The organism is Streptomyces sp. NPDC008086, from assembly GCF_042957325.1.
Lineage (GTDB): Bacteria > Actinomycetota > Actinomycetes > Streptomycetales > Streptomycetaceae > Streptomyces.
Genome location: NZ_JBIBIA010000007.1, coordinates 616,700 through 635,572, shown reverse-complemented (window position 1 = coordinate 635,572; position 18,873 = coordinate 616,700). Strand labels below are relative to the sequence as shown.

Below are 18,873 nucleotides of genomic sequence, written 5' to 3'. Positions count from 1 at the left end.
GACCTGGCCGACCAGCTGATCTGCGACCACGCCCTCTTCCACCTGGAAGCCGACCTGCGCTGGCTGGAACTGACCGCCGCGCGCCTCGACAAGCTGGCCGAGGTGGTGGTCAAGTGACGCCTCCTCCCGGTTCCCTGCTCGCGGCCCAGGAGCTGCGCAAGGCCTACGGCCCGACCGTCGCGCTCGACGGGGCCGAGTTCTCCATACATCCCGGTGAGGTCGTCGCCGTGATGGGCCCCTCCGGCTCCGGCAAGTCGACGCTGCTGCACTGCCTCGCGGGGATCGTGCCACCGGACTCGGGGTCCATCACGTACAACGGGCGCGAGCTGGCGACCATGAACGACGCCCAGCGCAGTGCGCTCAGGCGCTCCGAATTCGGGTTCGTCTTCCAGTTCGGCCAGCTGGTGCCGGAGTTGACGTGCGTGGAGAACGTCGCCCTGCCGCTGCGGCTGAACGGCACCTCCCGCAAGGACGCCGAGCGGACCGCGCTGACCTGGATGGAGCGCCTGGAGGTCGACGACCTGCGCAAGAAGCGACCCGGTGAGGTCTCCGGCGGTCAGGGGCAGCGCGTCGCCGTCGCCCGTGCGCTGGTCACCGACCCGCGCGTGCTGTTCGCCGACGAACCCACCGGCGCGCTCGACTCCCTCAACGGCGAGCGCGTGATGGAGCTGCTGACGGAGGCCGCACGGTCGACCAACGCCGCCGTCGTCCTCGTCACCCACGAGGCGCGGGTGGCCGCCTACTCCGACCGCGAGATCGTCGTACGGGACGGAAAGTCCCGGGACATGGAGCGCGTCGTATGAGCGGGGGTCAGTGGGCCAAGGATCTGGCCATGGGGGTGCGGTTCGCCTTCGCCGGCGGACGTGAGGGCTGGGTCCGGGCCCTGCTGACCGCCGTCGGTGTCGGACTGGGCGTGGCGCTGCTGCTGCTGACGACCGCGGTCCCGAACATGCAGCAGGTCCGGCACGAGCGGGAGAGCGCCCGCGCCGACATCGACTACAGCTACTCGGAGACCAAGAGGTCGGACGCCACCCTGATCGTCGCGGACGTCGACACCGACTTCGGGGACAAGGACATCCGCGGCCGGGCGCTGGAGCCCGAGGGGCCCCGCGCGCCGCTGCCGCCGGGTCTTGAGAAGTTCCCGGCGGTGGGCGAGATGGTCGTCTCCCCCGCGCTGAAGCGGCTGCTGGCGTCGGACGGGGCGAAGCTGCTGCGGGAGCGGCTGCCGGAGCGCATCGTCGGGACCATCGGGGAGAGCGGGCTGATCGGCTCGCACGAACTCGCCTTCTTCCGGGGCGGCGACGGCCTCGCGCCGCACATCGACGGCACCCGGGTCGCCCGTATCGAACGGTTCGGGGACACCAGCCCGACCGAGGCGACGACCGACCCGGTGCTGCTCCTGCTGGTCATCGTCGTCTTCGTGGTGCTGCTGATGCCGGTCGCCGTGTTCATCGCCGCGGCCGTGCGCTTCGGCGGCGAGCGGCGCGACCGACGGCTCGCGGCGCTGCGGCTGGTCGGCTCCGACAGCCGGATGACCCGGCGGATCGCGGCGGGCGAGGCGCTGGCGGGCGCGGTGCTGGGACTGGTCTTCGGTACGGGGTTCTTCCTGCTGGGCCGCCAGATCGCGGGCTCGGTCGAGGTGTTCGACGTCAGCGTCTTCCCGAGCTACCTCAACCCCTCCCCCGGACTGGCCCTGCTGGTCGGCCTCGCGGTTCCGGCGGCGGCCGTGCTGGTCACGCTGTTCGCGATGCGCGGCGTGGTGATCGAGCCGCTCGGTGTGGTGCGTACGGCGAAGCCCTCGCGGCGCCGGCTGTGGTGGCGGCTGCTGCTGCCGCTGGGCGGCCTCGCGATGCTCTATCCGATGATCGGCCAGGGCAGCGACAACGGCACCTTCAACGAGTACCTGGTGATCGGCGGTGTCCTGCTGCTGCTCATCGGGGTGACCACGCTGCTGCCGTGGGTCGTCGAGGCGGTCGTCGCCCGGCTCGGCTCGGGCGGCGTCGCCTGGCAACTCGCCGTCCGCAGGCTCCAGTTGAGCAGCGGTACGGCGGCCCGCATGGTGAACGGCGTCGCGGTCGCGGTCGCCGGGGCCATCGCGTTGCAGATGCTGTTCGCCGGGGTGGAGAGCGACTACACCAAGCAGTCCAAGTACGACGTCCAGCGGGCGCAGATGGAGGTGGCCCTGTCCCGGAACACCCCGCTCGACCCCGCGGTCGCGAAGTTCCGTGACACCAAGGGCGTCCAGGAGGTCTACGCGTACGCCGAGGGCTATCTGGGCGAACGGCGCAAGGACCCGGACATGGGCGCCGAGGTGACCGTCGGCGACTGCGCCTCGCTGCGCCAGACGGCCAAGCTGCCCTCGTGCCGGGACGGCGACATCTTCTACGTGTCGGACTCCGAGTACGACGAGGACACCCGGAAGCTGGTGAAGCAGCCGGGCCGGACGGTGTATCTGGACCCGTCGTACGACGGCGGGCCGCCGCGGCAGGAGGTCGCCTGGACCGTGCCGAAGGGCCTGAAGGAGGCCCGTACGCAGGAGGACTTCATGGGCCGGCAGCGAGGCGGCTTCCTCCTCACCCCGAAGGCCCTGCCCGCGACCGCCGCGCCGGCGCTGCGGGGGCAGGTGTACCTCAGGCTGGACCGCTCGGTGTCGGACGCGTACGACCGCGTACGGAACACGGCGACGGCCGCGGACCCGCTGTCGTACCCCATGACGTGGTACTCCACCCGGACGGCCGACCGCTACCGCACCATCCGCACCGGCCTGTTCGTGGGCGCCGTCTGCGTCATGATGCTGATCGGCGCGAGCCTGCTGGTCTCCCAGCTGGAGCAACTGCGCGACCGCAAGAAGCTCCTGTCGTCCCTGGTCGCCTTCGGCACCCGGCGCCGCACCCTGAGCCTGTCGGTCCTCTGGCAGACGGCCATCCCCATCGCCCTGGGCCTCCTGCTCTCCTCCGTCGTGGGCCTCACTCTCGGCGCGGTCCTGCTCCGCATGACGGACACCCCGGTCGTCGTCGACTGGCCGAGCGTCCTCTCCATGACGGGCGTGGCCGCGGGCGTGGTCCTCGCGGTGACCCTGCTCAGTCTGCCGCCGCTGCTGCGACTGATGCGGCCGGACGGGTTGCGCACGGAGTAGTCCCGGCCCGCACCCGACCACCACCGCAGGCCGTCCGAACCCCATGGGTCCGGGCGGCCTGCGGCCGTCCGCCCGGCCAGGGGCCGCGGCGGCGCATCGCTAGAGGTCGCGCCACTGGCCCAGGCCGTCGGCCGTCCCCGTCCGGACGAAGGTGCGCGCGACCGCAGTCGCGCGATCGACGCTCAGGACGAAGTCGCCCGTGAACTCCGCGAGATCGTCCATGATCGGGACCTCGACCGCGGCATCGGACGGGACGGAGCCGTCACCCACCAGGAGGGACACGCTCGCCGCGTCCCGGAACAGGTGGACGACCGCATGGCCGTGCCGGACGCCGAGGGTGAGCACCGGGAACTCGCCGGCCGACAACGGGACTTCGAGGTACCCCTGGCCACGGGCAAGCAGTTCGTCGATCCGCCCCCGCAAGCGCCGTTCCGCCCGCCCGGCCTCATCCATCCGCGTCCACCACCCGCACCGGCAACGGCCGCAGTGCCTCCCGCAGAGCCGAGGCCAGTTCCTCGTACTCCGCGGCGCGGGCCGCGCCCGTGCGCATGGTGAGGGCGATGCGGCGGGTGGGGGCCGGGTTCGCGAAGTAGCCGGTGAGGAGTTGGGTGCTGCGGCTGGTCTCGACCTTGAGGGCGGTGCGGGGCAGGAGGGTCACGCCCAGCCCGCCGGCGACCAGTTGGACCAGCGTGGACAGGCCCGCCGCCGTCGTGGTCACCGGGGCGCCCTCCCGTCTCCCGCCACCGCCCTCAACCGAGGGGCTTCGCCCCGCCCCTTTGAATCCGAGCCCCGCCTCCCGGCAGATGTCCAGGGCCTGGTCGCGCAGGCAGTGGCCCTCGTCGAGCAGCAGCAGCTTCAGTTCGCGCAGGGCCTCCCGGGGAATGCCCTCACGGCCGCCGAGCTCGTGGTCGAGCGGTGTGACGAGCACGAAGTCCTCGTCGAAGAGCGGCAGTTCGACGACGCCCGGCACACCGAGCGGGACCGCGAGCAGCAGCAGGTCCAGGCGCCCGGACGTGAGGCCGTCGACGAGGCTCGCGGTCTGCTCCTCGTGCACCTGGAGGTCGAGGTGCGGGTACCGGTCGTGCACGAGCCGCAGCACGGTCGGCAGCAGATACGGCGCCACCGTGGGGATCACGCCGAGGCGCAACACGCCCGTGAACGGCGCCCGGACGGCCTCCGCCTCCTCCATCAGCGCCCCGACCTCCACCAGCACCGCCTTCGCCCGCACCGCCAGCCGCTCACCCGCCGGCGACAGCAGCACCTTGCGTGTGGTGCGCTCCAGCAGCGTCACTCCCAGTGACTCCTCCAGCGCCGACACCGCACCGGACAGCGCGGGCTGGCTCATCCCGATCGCGGCGGCGGCATCCCGGAAGTGGAGATGCTCGGCGACGGCCGCGAAGGCCCGCAGCTGGGCGAGGCTGGGCTGCCTCCTCTTACCCACAGTCACTGATAACACTCTCCGATCAACCTGACCGAGTGTAGCTATTTCCCGTATCAATGCACCCTGTGCCAGGATCGGTAAGGTCCAACCCAAGGGAGACACCTGTACACGTGTACCGAACAGGTGTCTCTTTCGCTGCAAGGAGAGCCTGTGCTCACTGTCGGTGACAAGTTCCCCGAGTTCGAACTGACCGCCTGCGTCTCGCTGGAGAAGGGCAAGGAGTTCGAGACGATCAACCACAAGACCTACGAGGGTCAGTGGAAGATCGTCTTCGCCTGGCCGAAGGACTTCACCTTCGTCTGCCCGACCGAGATCGCGGCCTTCGGCAAGCTGAACGAGGAGTTCGCCGACCGCGACGCGCAGGTCCTCGGCTTCTCCGGCGACTCGGAGTTCGTCCACCACGCCTGGCGCAAGGACCACGACGACCTGCGCGACCTGCCGTTCCCGATGATGGCCGACTCCAAGCACGAGCTGATGCGCGACCTCGGCATCGAGGGCGAGGACGGCTTCGCCAAGCGCGCCGTCTTCATCGTCGACCAGAACAACGAGATCCAGTTCTCCATGGTGACCGCCGGCTCCGTCGGCCGTAACCCCAAGGAGGTCCTGCGGGTCCTGGACGCCCTTCAGACGGACGAGCTGTGCCCGTGCAACTGGAGCAAGGGCGAGGACACCCTGGACCCGGTCAAGCTGCTTGCCGGAGAGTGAGTGACATGTCCCTCGACTCCCTCAAGTCCCGCATACCGGACTACGCCAAGGACCTGAAGCTCAACCTCGGCTCGGTCATCGGCAACTCCGACCTCCCGGCCCAGCAGCTGTGGGGCACGGTGCTCGCGACGGCGATCGCCTCGCGCTCCTCCGTCGTGCTGCGCGAGCTGGCCCCGGAGGCGAAGGCGAACCTCACGCCGGAGGCGTACCGGGCGGCGAAGTCCGCGGCCGCCGTGATGGCGATGAACAACGTCTTCTACCGGACCCGGCACCTGCTGTCCGACCACGAGTACGGCAACCTCCGCGCGGGGCTCCGTATGAACGTCATCGGCAACCCCGGTGTCGACAAGGTCGACTTCGAGCTCTGGTCGTTCGCCGTGTCCGCCATCAACGGCTGCGGCATGTGCCTCGACTCGCACGAGCAGGTGCTGCGCAAGGCCGGGGTCGCGCGCGAGGTGATCCAGGAGGCGTTCAAGATCGCCTCGGTGATCCAGGCTGTGGGCTCCACCCTGGACGCCGAGGCTGTGCTGGCCGACGTCGAGTAGGCGCCGTCGCTTCCGTGGACCCCGCTCACACCTTGTGGGCGGGGTCCTCTGCGTCGGAGCGACCGTCCCTGGGGGCCGCGCCCCCAGAGCCCCCGTCGGCCTGAACGGCCTCGTCCTCGAACGCCGGACGGGCTGGTTGTTGCTGACCGGCGCTCGCAGGTGCCGCCATGGCGGGGGCCGCGGATGCCGTCTCCTGCGAGTACGCCCGCAGATACCCCACGATCGTGTTCGACACCGCCACCAACGGCACCGCCACCACCGCGCCACCGATCCCCGCCACCATGCCGCCGGCCGCCACCGACAGCACCACCGCCAGCGGGTGGACGCGGACCGCGCGGCCCAGGATGAACGGCTGGAGGACGTGGCCCTCGATCTGCTGCACGGCGAGGACGACCACCAGGGTCATGACCGCGGTGAACACGCCCTGGGTCACCAGCGCCACGACCACGGCCAGCGCACCGGAGGCCACCGCGCCGACGAGCGGGATGAAGGAGAACAGGAAGATGAAGACGGCCAGCGGGACGGCCATCGGCACGTCCAGGAAGTAGATGCCGATGCCGATGAACACGGCGTCGATCAGGGCGACCAGGACCGTGCCGCGTACGTATGCCGTGAGCGTCGCCCACGCGCGCGGGCCGGCGCCGGCTACGCCCGGACGCGCGGCGGCCGGGACCAGCTTCAGCGTCCACTGCCAGATCCGCTTGCCGTCGTAGAGCAGGAAGAGCGTGGAGAAGGCGGCCAGCAGAATGCCGGTGAGCGCCTCGACGACGACCGTGACGCCTTCCAGGCCGGCCGAGGTGATCTCTTCGGTGTTGGCGCCGACCGCCTCCCGGAGGTTCTCGGCGATCTCGTTGATCTGCTTGTCGGTGACGTGGAAGGGGCTGTTGAGCAGCCAGTTGCGCAGCTCGTCGATACCGTCCTGGACCTGGTCGGAGAGGTTGTCGATGTTCTCCATGACCTGCCAGGTCACGAACCAGCCCATCAGCCCGATGACGACGAACCCGAGGATCGCGGTCAGCGCGGTGGCGAACCCGTGCGGCACGCGCCGCCGGGTCAGCCAGGCCACCGAGGGCTGCATCAGCGCGGTGAGGAGCAGGGCGATGACGAAGGCGAACACGACGAGTTGGACGGCGCTGATGACCCGCATCAGCACCCAGACGGTTCCGGCGAGGACGAGCAGCCGCCAGCCGGCCTCCGCCGCGACCCGTACACCCCACGGCACCACCTGTGCGGGATCGGGACGGGGCGGCGGAGCCGTGGGCGCGTAGTCCGGGGGGCGTGGCACGTGGTCGGTGGGCGGCGGCGGGCCGTCGGCGTCGGAGGACTCGGGCTCCGGGGCGGACTGCCGCACCGGCTGGAGCTCCTCGCTCTCCCGTTCCACCGCGGCACGGCGCTCGTCCAACCGCTCACTCATCTCGGTCAGCCCGGCCCCGAGCCGACCGAGCCACCCTGGCACTCGCGACATGATCCGCCCTCTTCCCCCGTCTCTCCCCACCACTCCCCCCTGGAGTCGTTGCGTCCGACCGTACATGGCCACTGCCGGGGGAACGCGAAAGCCCCTCACCAAAGGACGGCGAGGGGCAACGCAGGGTTGAGAGACACACCTAAGGGGCGCGGGGAACTACACGATCCGCCACGACGGCGCCGCGCGGCAAGGACGTCCTACCGCGGCCCCGTAGCGGAGCGCCTAGTACCAGTGGTTCGCCTGCCAGAACGACCACGCGCCACAAGGGCTGTCGTAGCGCTCGTTCATGTAGTTCAGGCCCCACTTGATCTGGGTGGCCGGGTTCGTCTGCCAGTCCGAGCCGACGGACGACATCTTGGAGCCGGGCAGGGCCTGGAAGAGGCCGTAGGCACCGGAGGAGGCGTTGACGGCCTGGTAGTTCCAGCTGGACTCGTGGTCCACGATGTTGCTGAAGCACTGGAACTGGTCGCTCGGCACCATCTGGCGCGCCATCGCCTGGATCTGGTCGATGGTGTACGAGCTCTGGATCGGGAAGTCCGCGGAGGAGGACCGGGAGGCCTTCGCCTCGGCCTCTTCGCGCTCCTTGGCTTCCTGCGCCGCCTTCTCGGCCTTCTCGGCGGCTTCCTTCTTCTCGATCGCGCTCTGGGCGGCGGCCTTGCGGGCGGCCTCCTCGGCGTCCTTCTTTGCGCTCACGTCCGCGGCGATGGCCTGGACATCCGCCTGCGCCGACAGGGACTCGGTCTGCACCTGGGCCTGCTGGCCCGCGGGTATGTCCGCGAGGAGCGTCGAATCGGCAGCCGTCGCCTCGGCGTCGTTGTTCTGCGCGGTGCTGCCCGAGGCAACGCCGACGACGCTTCCGACAGCGGTGACCGCGGTGGCCGACGCCACTGCGAATCCCCTGACCGAAATCGGACTCACACGGTTTCCTTCCAGCATCGCCCGCTTCGGTGACCCTGGCGGACGCAATCGTGCCCCTGGCTCTGGCCTCCCAACTGCGGGGTCACGGGAGGCACGGACCCGGTGGGCAACTCCCGCGAGGGGAGCGCCGCGTGAAGACTCGGGCGGCATACGACGGCGCTATGCAGTTGGCTGTGGTGCTGCTGTGGTTCCGTACCGCTGGGGGTACAGGTGTGTCGTATGCGGGGCCTGACAGGAGTGAGACTCTGCCGTAACCCGACGCCGCAAGGCAATTCTGTGTTGCGTGTGAAAGCTCACACCCTGTTTGTGCCAGGGGTTTTACGGAAAGCCGCACACGCCGAGGCGCCGCCCGGATAGGCTCACTGCCTTTCCGAACGGCGCCAACCAACGAGTAGCTACCGCAAGTTGAGCACTTGGGTCAGATCTGCCCGTCTTCCAGCATTTCGGTCACAAGGGCCGCGATCTGGGACCTCTCGGACCGGGTCAGCGTGACATGGGCGAACAGCGGATGTCCCTTCAGCTTCTCCACGACGGCGACGACACCGTCGTAGCGCCCGACCCGCAGATTGTCCCGCTGGGCCACGTCGTGGGTGAGAACCACCCGCGAATTGGCGCCAATTCGGGACAGAACAGTCAGCAGGACATTCCTTTCCAGTGACTGAGCCTCGTCCACGATCACAAAGGCGTCGTGCAGCGAGCGTCCGCGGATATGGGTGAGAGGAAGCACCTCCAGCATTCCGCGGGCGGTGACCTCTTCGATGACCTCGCGGCTGGTGACCGCGGAGAGGGTGTCGAAGACCGCCTGCGCCCAGGGGCTCATCTTCTCGGCCTCGCTGCCGGGCAGATAGCCGAGCTCCTGCCCGCCCACCGCGTACAGCGGCCGGAAGACCATCACCTTCTGGTGCTGACGGCGCTCCAGCACCGCCTCCAGACCGGCGCACAGCGCCAGCGCCGACTTGCCGGTGCCGGCCCGGCCGCCCATGGACACGATCCCGACGTCCGGATCCAGGAGCAGGTCGAGCGCGATGCGCTGCTCGGCGCTGCGGCCCTTGATGCCGAAGGCCTCCCGGTCACCGCGCACCAGCCGGACGTTGCCCTCCGGGGTGATCCGGCCGAGCGCCTTGCCACGCTCGGAGTGGATCGTCAGCCCGGTGTGGACGGGCATGTCGGCGGCTTCGGGGACGTGGATGTGCCCTTCCTCGAAGAGGATGTCCACCTGTTCGCCCGGCAGGGTCAGTTCGGACATTCCGGTCCAGCCGGAGGAGTCCGTGATGGCGAGCTCGGCGCGGTACTCCTCCGCGAGGAGGCCGACGGACGAGGCCTTGATCCTGAGCGGCAGGTCCTTCGACACGACGGTGACGTCGAACCCCTCGGCCTGCAGATTGCGGGCGACCGCGAGGATACGGGAGTCGTTGTCCCCCAGGCGGTAGCCCGTCGGCAGAACGCTGGGGTCCGAGTGGTTGAGCTCGACACGGACGGTGCCGCCGAGGTCCCCGATCGGAATGGGGGCGTCGAGGCGACCGTGCCGGACCCTGAACTCGTCCAGCAGACGCAGTGCCTGCCGGGCGAAGTAGCCGAGTTCGGGATGGTGCCGCTTGGCCTCCAGTTCCGTCACCACGACGATGGGGAGCACGACCTCGTGCTCGTCGAAGCGGTTCAGGGCGTTCGGGTCGGCCAGCAGGACGCTGGTGTCGAGAACGTAGGTGCGCCGGTCTGGCTTGTGGCGCTTTGTGCTGGTCACCACGGAAGGACGTACCCCCTCGGATGAGGTCGGGGAGCGACGGAGTGGAGCTGGACCGGTCGTCGGCCGCCCTGCACGCCATGCACGGGCCGAAAACCGGCCCTCCACTGCTTCTTCCGTGCCGTGACCGCACGGTCGGGCTGGTGCAAAGGGCCTCCCGGGCGGACGGCTCCGGTGCCGCCCGCTGAGATACGACACCCGTGGTTCGGGTGTCGACCTGCTTGGCTTATGCCCTCGAACGTGCGATGCCATGCCAGCGCATATGACGGCGCGCTGGTGAACTCCTTGTTACTTCCGTCCCGCGGTGGGGGGTTTCTCAGCCGCCGTAACGGCGGTGCCGGGCCGCGTAGTCACGCAGGGCGCGCAGGAAGTCGACCTTGCGGAAGGCCGGCCAGAAGACCTCGCAGAAGTAGTACTCGGAATGGGCCGTCTGCCACAGCATGAAACCGGACAACCGCTGCTCGCCGCTGGTGCGGATGACGAGGTCGGGGTCGGGCTGGTCGCCGGTGTAGAGGTGCCGGCCGATCAGGTCGACACTGACGGACTCGGCGAGGTCCTCCATCGAGGTGCCCTTGTCGTGGGCGTCCACGATCATCGAGCGCACGGCGTCGGCGATCTCCTGGCGGCCGCCGTAGCCGATGGCGACGTTGACCAGTATCCCGTCGATGTGCGCGGTGGCCTCCTCGGCCTCCTTGAGGCTGGTCTGCATCCCGGACGGCAGCAGGTCCGGCGTGCCGACGTGGTGCACGCGCCAGCGGCCGTCGGCGGCGAGGGTGCGCACGACGTCCTCGATGATCCCGAGGAGCGGGCCGAGCTCGTCCTGCGGCCGGTCGAAGTTGTCCGTGGACAACAGCCAGAGGGTGACGACCTCGACGTCCGTCTCGGAGCACCAGCCGAGGAACTCCTCGATCTTCTCTGCGCCGGCCCGGTGACCGTGCACGGTGGTGGAACCCGCGGCCTTCGCCCAGCGCCGGTTGCCGTCCATGATGACGCCGATGTGCTTGGGCACCTGAGCGTGGTCCAGGTGACCTTCCACCCGGCGTGCGTACAGCCTGACCAGCAGGCCGCGCAGCTTGTCGCGCAGGTTCACGTGATTGTCCGCCCCTCCGTACGAATGCGGTCCCCGCGCATGGAGCGTACCGGGGTTTGGGGTCGGGGCGCCTTTGGGGGTGCGGGTGGGGTGTTGGCGCCTTGGATGGGGGCCTTGGGTGTGTGGGCGGCTGCGGGTCGGTGGGGGTTGATCGCGCAGTTCCCCGCGCCCCTCAAGGGACGTGCCGCCCCCGGCGATTTGATGCGTCCCTTGTTCTGGGACAAAAAAACGGGCCGGTCCGTGGGGGGGAGACGGACCGGCCCGAGGGGGGGTTTCCACCATAACCCTTCGTAAGGGATGGTGCGTGCATCGGCGTGGCACAACTACTCTCCGAAATCGCTCGGCGACGGCCCGGTGGCCCTGGGAGGGCTCTTTCGTGGCTGATTCGTGGCCGGTCAGGGGCGGATTCCCAGGAGAAACGGGCGGGAAGCGGCCGGATACGGAGGGTTTGGCGCGGCTTGGGGTGTCGTCGGCGACTTGTCCACGCTTCCCTCCCCCGGGTGACCCCGACCGCGAACGTCGGCTTGACGGGGAACGTGGATTCGATGGGCGCGCTCGTTTTCGGTGCGACGCGCGTCCAGCAGGGGTGGGCGCGAGGGCATGGCACCGCGCAGCCCCCTCCGCTGCGCGGTGCCGCCGCGCAGCTTTGCGTACGCGAATTACCTTGGTCTGAACTTACGTGAGAGGTGAGAGGAAAGCGAGTCGGCCTCCATAACAATGTGGAGAAGGTGTGGACTCCTTGGATGCGCAGGGGGCGGAGGCGGTTCGCGTACGGATGCACGGTTTGCACCAGGGTGACGCTCAGCGGACAGCAACTGACCTATATGCGGCCTACCGTCGGCCTATGACCGCGAACGCGAGCAGGGCGATCACATGGGGCGAGGCGAGTGCGCGGCGGATGGAGCGGCAGTTCCTGGCGCGTCCCGCCGAGCGCGGCACACCGGTGGCCGAGGTGGTCGGGGCGATGCTGGGCGCGCACGCGCAGGTGCTGTCCGCGGCCGAGGTGTCGGTGGGGGTGCGGGCCTCCGGGGTCACTCGGGCGGACGTACGGGCCGCGCTCTGGGGGGACGGGTCCCTGGTGAAGACGTTCGGCCCGCGCGGAACCGTCCATCTGCTCCCGGCCGCCGAACTGCCTCTGTGGTGCGGCGCCCTGAGCGCGGTTCCGACGGGGCCGAGCCCGTTCCCGCCGGCCGTCCGGGTGACGGAGGAGCAGGCGGCACAGATCGTGGCGGCCATCGGGGACTCCCTCGACGGGGTGTGTCTGACCGTGGAGGAGTTGGGTGCGGAGGTCGTGGCGCGCACCGGGCCGTGGGCCGGTGACCTCGTCATGCCCGCCTTCCAGGACCTGTGGCCGCGCTGGCGCCAGGTGATGCACCGGGCCGGGCAGGCGGGCGCGCTGTGCTTCGGGCCGAACCGAGGGCGGAAGGTGACGTACATGCGGCCGTCGGGGGTCGCGGCGGGCTCGGGCGCGGCGTCGGTGTCGGGGGAGGCGGCCTTGCGGGAGCTTGTACGCCGGTATCTGCGTGCGTACGGGCCCGCGACGCCTCAGCACTTCGCCAAGTGGCTGGCGGCACCCGCGGGTTGGGCGGTCGGGCTGTTCAGGGAGTTGGCGGGGGCCGGGGAGGGCGAGGGGATCGAGGAGGTCCGGTTCGAGGGCGGGGCGGGGTGGGTCGTGGCGGGGGACACGGGGTTCCCGGGTGAGCGGGTGCGTGGGGTGCGGTTGCTGCCGTACTTCGATGCCTACGCCATCGCCGCACAGCCTCGGGAGTCGCTGTTCCCCGGGGAGGCGTATCGGCGGGCGCTGGCCGGCGGGCAGGCGGGGAACTTTCCGGTGCTGCTGGTGGACGGGGCGGTGGCCGGGGTCTGGCACCAGCGGCGCCAGGGTCGTCGTACGACGGTGACGGTGGAGTTGATCGGACGGCGGCTGACGGCGCGGCAGGAGCGGGAGTTGGGCGAGCAGGTGGAGCGGGTGGGGGAAGTGCTGGAGGCGAGGGCGGAGTTGGTGGTGGGGAAGGTGGCGGTCGGCCCGCACGCGTAGGGGGTGGGAGCTCAGGTGCCGAAGTCGGTGCCGGTATCGGTATCGGTGTGGGCCTCGGGGGCGGGCTTGCGGGCCTCGAAGAGGTGGCGGGTGCTGTGCGCGACGAAGGGGCCCTCGGTCTCGATCCGCTCGTGCAGGGCGCGGAGTCGGGACCGGTACGCCTCGACGGTGAAGCCGGGGACCATCCACACGACCTTGCGCAGGAAGTGCACCACGGCTGCGATGTCGTAGAACTCGACGCGCAGCCGCTCGGCCCGCAGGGTGACGATCTCCAGCCCGGCCGCCTCGGCGTCGGCGCGCTCCCGGTCGGGGTGGCGGGCGCTGCTCTGCTCCTCGGGGAGGGGGCCCAGGAAGTGCTCGACTAGCTCGAAGACGCTGCGGGGTCCGACGTGCTGGGCGAAGTAGGTGCCGCCGGGCCTCAGGACGCGGGCGATCTCGGTCCAGTGCGTGGTGACCGGGTGCCGGCTGCTGACGAGATCGAAGGCGCCGTCGGCGAAGGGCAGCGGGGCGTCCTCGGGAGAGGCGACGACGGCGACGCCGTGCGGGCGCAGGAGTGCGGTGGCCTCGGCGACGTTCGGCGGCCAGCCCTCGGTGGCGACGGTGAGGGTGGGTGCCTCGGGGGCGGCGCGGCGCAGGGCGAGGTCGAGGACCTCCCCTCCCCCGGTCTGGATGTCGAGGACGGCGGTGGCGCGGGCGAGTCGCTCGGCGAGAGACGCGGCGTATCCCCACGACGGCCGGGCTTCGCTGGCCCGCCCCTCGAACCAGGAGAAGTCCCAGCCCTCGGTGGGGACGGCGGCACCTTCGGCCACGAGGGCCTCGAAGGTACGGGGGTGCTGGGCCCCCCGCACGTCCGCGTCGCTGTCGCTCGCCCTGTCGTCACTCATGTCCCTGAGTCTGTCAGGAGGCACTGACAACGCTCACCGCCCTCCGTGGGCTACGGCACCAGGGGCCGCACTTCCTCCGCCGCGAACCGTACGAACGCCTCCGGGTCGGGCTCGTCGCCCGTCGGCTGGAGCACCACGGTGTCCGCACCGGCGTCCGCGAGCCGCTGTACGGCCTTGGTGACGGTGCCGGCGTCCCCGGCGACTCCGAGGTCGGGGACGGAGCCGAGTCCCTCGGCCTCGAGTTCGGCCTTGAGGCGGGCGGGGCCGTCGGGGCCGGTGGCGGTGAGGAGGTAGACGACGACCTGGTGGGGCGTGTCCGTACCCGGGGTGCGTCCGGCCGATTCCTGTCCCTCGGCGATGAGTTGCCGCGCCCGTCGTACCCCGTCGGGCGAGGTCGAGGCGGTGAGCAGCGTCCCGTCGGCCGCCTCGCCGGCGAGCCGCAGCGAGCGGGGTCCGGTGGCGCCGGCGAGGACCGGCACCGGCTCGTCGGGCGGCCAGTCCAGGGCGACGTCGTCGAGCTTCACGTACCGTCCCTCGACGGTCAGCCGCTCCCCGCTGAGCAGGGCCCGCAGCGCGTCGAGGTGCTCGCGCAACAGGGTCAACGGCGATTCGACCCGGGCCCCGACCTGCCCCATCCAGTCCTGCACACCGTGTCCGACGGCGAGGATCGGCCGGCCCGGGAACATCCGGTGCAGGCTCGCTGCCTCCATGGCGGTGATGGCGACGTTCCGCAGCGGTACGGGCAGCAGCCCGACGCCGACCTTGACCCGCTCGGTCCAGGCGAGGGCGGCGGCCGCGGTGGAGATCCCTCCCTCGCGGAAGCAGTCCTCCCAGAGCCAGAGCTCCTCGAGGCCCGCGCTGTCGGCGAGCCGGGCGACGGATCGGAGTCGTTCGGGGGCCAGCTGGGGACGGAATACTGCGCCGAGTCCGGTCATGGAGTCCTTCCTACCCGGACGGCACTCGGCGGACAACACAGTTTGAACGAAGCCCAGGAGGTGGCGTCGGATGGGACGACGGTGGCGGGACGGCCGGGGGACGCTGGTGGTGCACGGGGACCGGGGCGACGTCCCCGTCCCCTTGGAGATCGCCGCGTCGTACCGGGCCCGTACGAAAGGGCTCCTGGGGCGTGACTCCGTCGCCGGCGCGATGCTGCTCACCCCGGCCGGCGGCGTACACACCTTCCGCATGCGCATCCCCATCGACGTCGCCTACCTCGACCGCGAGTTGCACGTCATCGCCGTACACACCATGAAGCCGGGCCGCCTGGGCCTGCCCCGGCCGCGGTCGCGGCATGTGCTGGAGGGGGAGGCCGGGGTGATGGCGGGGTGGGGGCTGGTGGCCGGGGTGCGGGTGAGCGTGGAGGCCTAGGGGGCGTCGGCCCTCGGTCCGCTTCACCCCTCCGAGCGCGGGAACGACACCTCCACCCGGCGGTTCTTCTTGCGGCCCGCCTCCGTCGCGTTCGAGGAGATCGGGTACTGCTCGCCGTAGCCCCGCACCTCGTACGTCACCGTCGAGTCGTTCAGTTCCGCTTCCAGGATGCCCTGTACGGCGTTCGCGCGCTTTCTGGACAGGACGTCGCCGTGGGCGGAGGAGCCGAGGTTGTCGGTGAAGCCGAAGACCCTGATGCGGGTGGCGTTCTGGGTCTTGATCTCCTCGGCGATCTCCGCGATGCGGGCCTTCGCCTCGCCGGTGAGCTTGGCGCTGTCCTTGGGGAAGAGGACCTCGGCCTGGAGGGCGAACTTCACGTCCGCGTTGGTGTCCTCCCGGCGTTCCTCACCGGCCTGGTCCTCGACGACCTGCTTGATGTCCAGGACCTTGGGTTCCGCGAGGGTGGCGCCTTCGGGAAGCTTCAGATCGGGGTCGTTGGCGTCGACCTCGACAGGGGCGGAGGCCGTGGCTTCCGTCCCCGGGGGCACGCTGGGGTCGTCCGCGGCGTCGGCCGTGGTGGCCACGAGGAGGTTCGCGGCGACCATGACGGTGGCGGCGGTGAGGGTCAGGGTGAGGCGGGGGGTGCGGGTCATGGTCGCCTCACCCGGAGATCTGGATGGTGGCGGCGGCGAAGGTCGGGAGCTGGAAGGTGACCTCGGTCGTGTCCGTGGGCGGCGACGGGAACTGCATGAACACGGCCAGGGTTTCGCCCGCCTTCAGGGTCGAGAAGCCCGTGGTCGTCAGCGGGCGGCCGTCCGTGTCCCGTAGGACGTAGTACCGCTTCTTGCTCTTCGAGTCGACGAGCGTGGCGCCTCCGAACGACCGGCCGTTTCTGGTGATCTCGGTCTCGTTGCCGCTCAGCGCGGACGGGACCGACATGCTCTTGTCCCCGTCGTTCTTCAGGCTGCCGTTCACGGTGACGAAGCCACCGGAGTCACGCTGGGCGGAGGTGATCTGGAGGAGCAGCCCGTCCGAGCCCTTCAGCTCCGCCAGGGGATCGTCCGACTGTCCCTCCTGGGCGCTCGGGTCGGATCCCCGTTCCGTGGGGGCGGACGCCGATGTCTCCGGCTTGTCGCTGTCGTCCCCGCCACTGCCGCAGCCGGCCACGCCGAGGGCCAGTCCAGCCGCAACGGTCAGCGCGACCATCCCCCTGTGGGCCTTCGTCGTGAACCGAATACTCATGCCTCTGCTTCCTTAGTCACTCGTCAGTCACTCGCCGTTGGCCGGTGAGTCGGCCAGATGGACGTCGAAGAGGTCCTCGGGAGCCGGGAGGGTCGTGGGATCGTCCGGGTCCGGGTCCCAGTCGCCGCCGTCCTCGCAGGTGAGGCGGGGAAGCGGCAGTGTGTCGTTTCCGTCGCCGGGCCCCGCCTCTCCTCCGGCGCCGCCCCCGGCCCCTCCGGCGTCCCCGGCCCCTCCGGCGTCACCGTCATCCCCGGCGTCCCCGCCATTCCCCTCGCCCCCGCCAGGGAGGTCGAACGTGCACCGGGGCTCGATCACGGCGGTGGCGGATGCCTTCGACCTGACGTCCTCCGTGCCGGGGACGATCGAGTCGCCGACGGGTTTCGTGGACTGGACGGAGACCGTGTAGCCGAGCGGCTCCGCCGGATCACAGCCGTCGACAGCGGCGTCGTTCTGCGCCGCCAGCTCGTACGCCCGCCAGCAGCCGTCGAGTTCCACCCCGATGCCGTCGAAGATGTCCTGCCACTTCGTCGGGTCGAGTACGTCGTCCACCCACATGCCGGCGAGTTGGTCCCGGGTCTCCTGCGCCGCCGCCAGAGCCGCCGCGTCGGCCGCGGTCTGGGCGCCGTTCCGGTTCGCCGCGGCCTGGCCGACCGCGAGGTACGCGAACGCGAGGAAGAGCAGGCCCGCCACCACCGTGATGTAGATGGGGAAAGCCTGCCCCGCGTCGCCGCCGCCGTGCCGGGGCCGCCGCATCAACCGCCGGTCACTTCGGTGATCTTGTCCGTGATCGCGTCGAAGATCGTCTGACCGATGTCCGTTCCCACGATGGCCAGCACGATCGCCACCACCACCGCGATGATCCCCAGGTACTCCACCGCCGTCTGCCCCCTGTCGTCGCGGGCGGCGCGGGAGCGCAGGTGCGCGACGGTGGTGTGGATCCAGTTGCTCATGGTGTTCCCCTCTGGTGTTCGGCGGTCGCCGGGCGCTGGGCTCGCAGGGCTTGGGAGAAGTCTTGCGAGAAAAGTAAGCGGAAATACCCGAAACACCAGAGGGTCCCTGGGCCCGATTCCGGACCCAGGCCGAAAACCATCGCTCTGTCATCGCCGTCAGCTCCGTCCAGGGGGTGAACCCGGAGCCCTGCCCGGCCACTTGACGGTGGCCGGCGCACGGCCGGTGCCGTGGAGTTTGGCGAAGATGCGGTTGACGTGGCTTGATGCGACGGGGTTCATGATCTGCGCCTCCCTCCTGCTCGGTCGGAACCGCGAGCGATCCGACGACGACTGTCCCACAACTGGTTGCATTCGCGAAAGGCGTTCCGGGAATTTCCTTGCGGTAGTTGGCAGTTCGACCTTTGCTTGCGCTAGTGATGCGGTTGCGCCCCCTCTACTCGCCCGTCAGCGACCCGAAGTCCGTCCCCGACCCCAGCAACAACCCCGCCCCCAGCAGGATCATCGTCGCCGGCACCATGAACGTCGTGATCATCAGCGTGGCCCGCGGCACCGCCCGGGCCGCCTTCCGGCGGGCGTTCTGCGCGTCGGTGCGGCGCATGTCCTTGGCCAGGGCGACGAGGGTCTCGACGATGGGGGCGCCCAGTTCCTCGCCCTGTTGGAGGGCGGTGACGAACATCGCGACCTGCTCGGAGTCGTTGCGGCGCCGCAGTTCGGCGAAGGCCTGGCGGCGGCTCATGCCGAGGTCCATCTGACGGAGGGTGATGCGGAGTTCGTCCGCCCAGGGGCCCTCGTACTTGGAGGCGACGCGGTCGAGGGCCTGGCGGAAGCCGAGGCCCGCGCTGACGACGACCGCGAGGACGTCGAGGAAGTCCGGCAGGGTGCGTTCGATCTCGTCCTTCCTGATCCGGATGGCCGACCAGATGCCGACCTCCGTCCAGAAGGCGCCGAAGGCCAGCAGGAGCAGGGCCACCAGGAACTGCCCCCGCAGCAGGAACACCAGGAAGCCGACCGCGCCGAGGAAGCCGTACACCGCCCGCCGAGCCGCGTAGCGGTCGATGGTCAGGCCGCCGGGGTTGCCCGCGAGGTCGATCCTGCGGCGGTACCTGGCGACCAGTTTCGGGCCCATCAGCCGCAGTACGGCGGGGGCGTAGCGCATGCCCATGCGGTCGATGAGGGAGTCCACGGCGCCGGTTCGGGTCGCGCCGATCTCCAGGGCCAGCGCCAGATCGCTCGGCAGCTTGGCGTCCGCGCGGTACATGCGGACGCCGGCGAAGATCCCCCACACGCCCAGGGCCATCAGCAGGGCCAGGAGCAGGCCCAGTGTTCCGGTTTCCATCGTCTCGCCTTCCC

General features: G+C 70.3%; 19 protein-coding genes and 1 pseudogene. 7 read left to right on the top strand and 13 right to left on the bottom strand.

The features are described from left to right. The 3 genes and pseudogenes from ACFZBP_RS27445 to ACFZBP_RS27435 all read left to right on the top strand — a co-directional run. Positions 1-117 (top strand): annotated as a pseudogene (locus tag ACFZBP_RS27445) (PadR family transcriptional regulator); the annotation flags it as partial. Further along, positions 114-803, top strand: coding sequence for an ATP-binding cassette domain-containing protein (locus ACFZBP_RS27440; protein WP_391416869.1), 690 nt, complete (start codon positions 114-116; stop codon positions 801-803). The pseudogene ACFZBP_RS27445 and the gene ACFZBP_RS27440, both read left to right, overlap by 4 nt. Then, positions 800-3,136 (top strand): FtsX-like permease family protein, encoded by a 2,337-nt coding sequence (locus tag ACFZBP_RS27435; RefSeq protein WP_391416867.1) that lies wholly within the window; start codon positions 800-802, stop codon positions 3,134-3,136. Before ACFZBP_RS27440 ends, ACFZBP_RS27435 begins: the two co-directional genes overlap by 4 nt. A gap of 99 nt (positions 3,137-3,235) precedes the next feature. Here ACFZBP_RS27435 and ACFZBP_RS27430 read toward each other — a convergent pair whose 3' ends face one another. After that, complete coding sequence (locus ACFZBP_RS27430; RefSeq protein WP_391416865.1) at positions 3,236-3,589, bottom strand: hypothetical protein; 354 nt, start codon at positions 3,587-3,589, stop codon at positions 3,236-3,238. Next, complete coding sequence (locus ACFZBP_RS27425; RefSeq protein WP_391416863.1) at positions 3,582-4,583, bottom strand: LysR substrate-binding domain-containing protein; 1,002 nt, start codon at positions 4,581-4,583, stop codon at positions 3,582-3,584. The genes ACFZBP_RS27430 and ACFZBP_RS27425 overlap by 8 nt, the downstream gene beginning before the upstream one ends. A 144-nt stretch (positions 4,584-4,727) precedes the next feature. On the opposite strand from ACFZBP_RS27425, the gene ACFZBP_RS27420 reads away from it, so the two are divergent. Both ACFZBP_RS27420 and ACFZBP_RS27415 read left to right on the top strand, forming a co-directional pair. Then, the gene (locus ACFZBP_RS27420; protein ID WP_272124337.1) at positions 4,728-5,282 is read left to right on the top strand and encodes a peroxiredoxin; all 555 of its coding nucleotides are present in this window, start codon (positions 4,728-4,730) and stop codon (positions 5,280-5,282) included. A gap of 5 nt (positions 5,283-5,287) precedes the next feature. Next, a complete protein-coding gene (locus tag ACFZBP_RS27415; protein WP_383460512.1) occupies positions 5,288-5,827 on the top strand; it encodes an alkyl hydroperoxide reductase in 540 nt (179 codons plus the stop codon). A gap of 25 nt (positions 5,828-5,852) precedes the next feature. Here the strand turns inward: ACFZBP_RS27415 and ACFZBP_RS27410 are convergent, their stop codons facing one another. From ACFZBP_RS27410 to ACFZBP_RS27395, 4 genes are all read right to left on the bottom strand, one after another. Further along, on the bottom strand, positions 5,853-7,292 hold the full coding sequence (locus tag ACFZBP_RS27410) for an AI-2E family transporter (RefSeq protein WP_391416860.1): 1,440 nt from the start codon (positions 7,290-7,292) through the stop codon (positions 5,853-5,855). A gap of 222 nt (positions 7,293-7,514) precedes the next feature. After that, positions 7,515-8,228, bottom strand: a complete 714-nt coding sequence (locus ACFZBP_RS27405; RefSeq protein WP_383460507.1) for a transglycosylase SLT domain-containing protein — start codon at positions 8,226-8,228, stop codon at positions 7,515-7,517. 400 nt (positions 8,229-8,628) lie between these two features. Beyond that, positions 8,629-9,954: a PhoH family protein gene (locus ACFZBP_RS27400; protein WP_383460504.1), complete on the bottom strand. Its 1,326-nt coding sequence runs from the start codon at positions 9,952-9,954 to the stop codon at positions 8,629-8,631. A gap of 313 nt (positions 9,955-10,267) precedes the next feature. Beyond that, on the bottom strand, positions 10,268-11,041 hold the full coding sequence (locus ACFZBP_RS27395; protein ID WP_383460501.1) for an isoprenyl transferase: 774 nt from the start codon (positions 11,039-11,041) through the stop codon (positions 10,268-10,270). Between the two features lie 844 nt (positions 11,042-11,885). Between ACFZBP_RS27395 and ACFZBP_RS27390 the strand changes: the two genes are divergently transcribed. Continuing rightward, positions 11,886-13,079: a DNA glycosylase AlkZ-like family protein gene (locus tag ACFZBP_RS27390; protein ID WP_391416856.1), complete on the top strand. Its 1,194-nt coding sequence runs from the start codon at positions 11,886-11,888 to the stop codon at positions 13,077-13,079. Positions 13,080-13,090: 11 nt separating this feature from the next. Here the strand turns inward: ACFZBP_RS27390 and ACFZBP_RS27385 are convergent, their stop codons facing one another. Both ACFZBP_RS27385 and ACFZBP_RS27380 read right to left on the bottom strand, forming a co-directional pair. Beyond that, the gene (locus tag ACFZBP_RS27385; RefSeq protein WP_391416853.1) at positions 13,091-13,963 is read right to left on the bottom strand and encodes a methyltransferase domain-containing protein; all 873 of its coding nucleotides are present in this window, start codon (positions 13,961-13,963) and stop codon (positions 13,091-13,093) included. A gap of 50 nt (positions 13,964-14,013) precedes the next feature. Next, entirely contained in the window at positions 14,014-14,898 is an 885-nt protein-coding gene (locus ACFZBP_RS27380; protein WP_391416851.1) for an LLM class flavin-dependent oxidoreductase, read from the bottom strand. 70 nt (positions 14,899-14,968) lie between these two features. Between ACFZBP_RS27380 and ACFZBP_RS27375 the strand changes: the two genes are divergently transcribed. Next, positions 14,969-15,331, top strand: a complete 363-nt coding sequence (locus ACFZBP_RS27375; protein WP_383460489.1) for a DUF192 domain-containing protein — start codon at positions 14,969-14,971, stop codon at positions 15,329-15,331. A gap of 23 nt (positions 15,332-15,354) precedes the next feature. On the opposite strand, the gene ACFZBP_RS27370 is transcribed toward ACFZBP_RS27375, so the two are convergent. From ACFZBP_RS27370 to ACFZBP_RS27350, 5 genes are all read right to left on the bottom strand, one after another. Beyond that, positions 15,355-15,984 (bottom strand): OmpA family protein, encoded by a 630-nt coding sequence (locus ACFZBP_RS27370; RefSeq protein ID WP_383460486.1) that lies wholly within the window; start codon positions 15,982-15,984, stop codon positions 15,355-15,357. 7 nt (positions 15,985-15,991) lie between these two features. Beyond that, positions 15,992-16,573 carry a hypothetical protein gene (locus ACFZBP_RS27365; RefSeq protein ID WP_383460484.1) on the bottom strand — a complete coding sequence of 194 codons (582 nt, stop codon included), beginning with the start codon at positions 16,571-16,573 and terminating at the stop codon, positions 15,992-15,994. 27 nt (positions 16,574-16,600) lie between these two features. After that, on the bottom strand, positions 16,601-17,326 hold the full coding sequence (locus ACFZBP_RS27360) for a pilus assembly protein TadG-related protein (protein WP_391416848.1): 726 nt from the start codon (positions 17,324-17,326) through the stop codon (positions 16,601-16,603). Continuing rightward, positions 17,326-17,523, bottom strand: coding sequence for a hypothetical protein (locus ACFZBP_RS27355; RefSeq protein WP_383460478.1), 198 nt, complete (start codon positions 17,521-17,523; stop codon positions 17,326-17,328). The genes ACFZBP_RS27360 and ACFZBP_RS27355 overlap by 1 nt, the downstream gene beginning before the upstream one ends. Before the next feature lie 433 nt (positions 17,524-17,956). After that, the gene (locus ACFZBP_RS27350; RefSeq protein WP_383460475.1) at positions 17,957-18,859 is read right to left on the bottom strand and encodes a DUF5936 domain-containing protein; all 903 of its coding nucleotides are present in this window, start codon (positions 18,857-18,859) and stop codon (positions 17,957-17,959) included. Positions 18,860-18,873: the final 14 nt, after the last annotated feature.

What these genes read in the sequence shown, in the direction of transcription:
- ACFZBP_RS27365 (WP_383460484.1), bottom strand. Translation starts at nt 16,573, where the DNA reads ATGAGTATTCGGTTCACGACGAAGGCCCACAGGGGGATGGTCGCGCTG.
- ACFZBP_RS27370 (WP_383460486.1), bottom strand. Translation starts at nt 15,984, where the DNA reads ATGACCCGCACCCCCCGCCTCACCCTGACCCTCACCGCCGCCACCGTC.
- ACFZBP_RS27415 (WP_383460512.1), top strand. Translation starts at nt 5,288, where the DNA reads ATGTCCCTCGACTCCCTCAAGTCCCGCATACCGGACTACGCCAAGGAC.
- ACFZBP_RS27385 (WP_391416853.1), bottom strand. Translation starts at nt 13,963, where the DNA reads ATGAGTGACGACAGGGCGAGCGACAGCGACGCGGACGTGCGGGGGGCC.
- ACFZBP_RS27355 (WP_383460478.1), bottom strand. Translation starts at nt 17,523, where the DNA reads ATGAGCAACTGGATCCACACCACCGTCGCGCACCTGCGCTCCCGCGCC.
- ACFZBP_RS27435 (WP_391416867.1), top strand. Translation starts at nt 800, where the DNA reads ATGAGCGGGGGTCAGTGGGCCAAGGATCTGGCCATGGGGGTGCGGTTC.
- ACFZBP_RS27410 (WP_391416860.1), bottom strand. Translation starts at nt 7,292, where the DNA reads ATGTCGCGAGTGCCAGGGTGGCTCGGTCGGCTCGGGGCCGGGCTGACC.
- ACFZBP_RS27380 (WP_391416851.1), bottom strand. Translation starts at nt 14,898, where the DNA reads ATGACCGGACTCGGCGCAGTATTCCGTCCCCAGCTGGCCCCCGAACGA.
- ACFZBP_RS27360 (WP_391416848.1), bottom strand. Translation starts at nt 17,326, where the DNA reads ATGCGGCGGCCCCGGCACGGCGGCGGCGACGCGGGGCAGGCTTTCCCC.
- ACFZBP_RS27375 (WP_383460489.1), top strand. Translation starts at nt 14,969, where the DNA reads ATGGGACGACGGTGGCGGGACGGCCGGGGGACGCTGGTGGTGCACGGG.
- ACFZBP_RS27390 (WP_391416856.1), top strand. Translation starts at nt 11,886, where the DNA reads ATGACCGCGAACGCGAGCAGGGCGATCACATGGGGCGAGGCGAGTGCG.
- ACFZBP_RS27405 (WP_383460507.1), bottom strand. Translation starts at nt 8,228, where the DNA reads ATGCTGGAAGGAAACCGTGTGAGTCCGATTTCGGTCAGGGGATTCGCA.
- ACFZBP_RS27350 (WP_383460475.1), bottom strand. Translation starts at nt 18,859, where the DNA reads ATGGAAACCGGAACACTGGGCCTGCTCCTGGCCCTGCTGATGGCCCTG.
- ACFZBP_RS27430 (WP_391416865.1), bottom strand. Translation starts at nt 3,589, where the DNA reads ATGGATGAGGCCGGGCGGGCGGAACGGCGCTTGCGGGGGCGGATCGAC.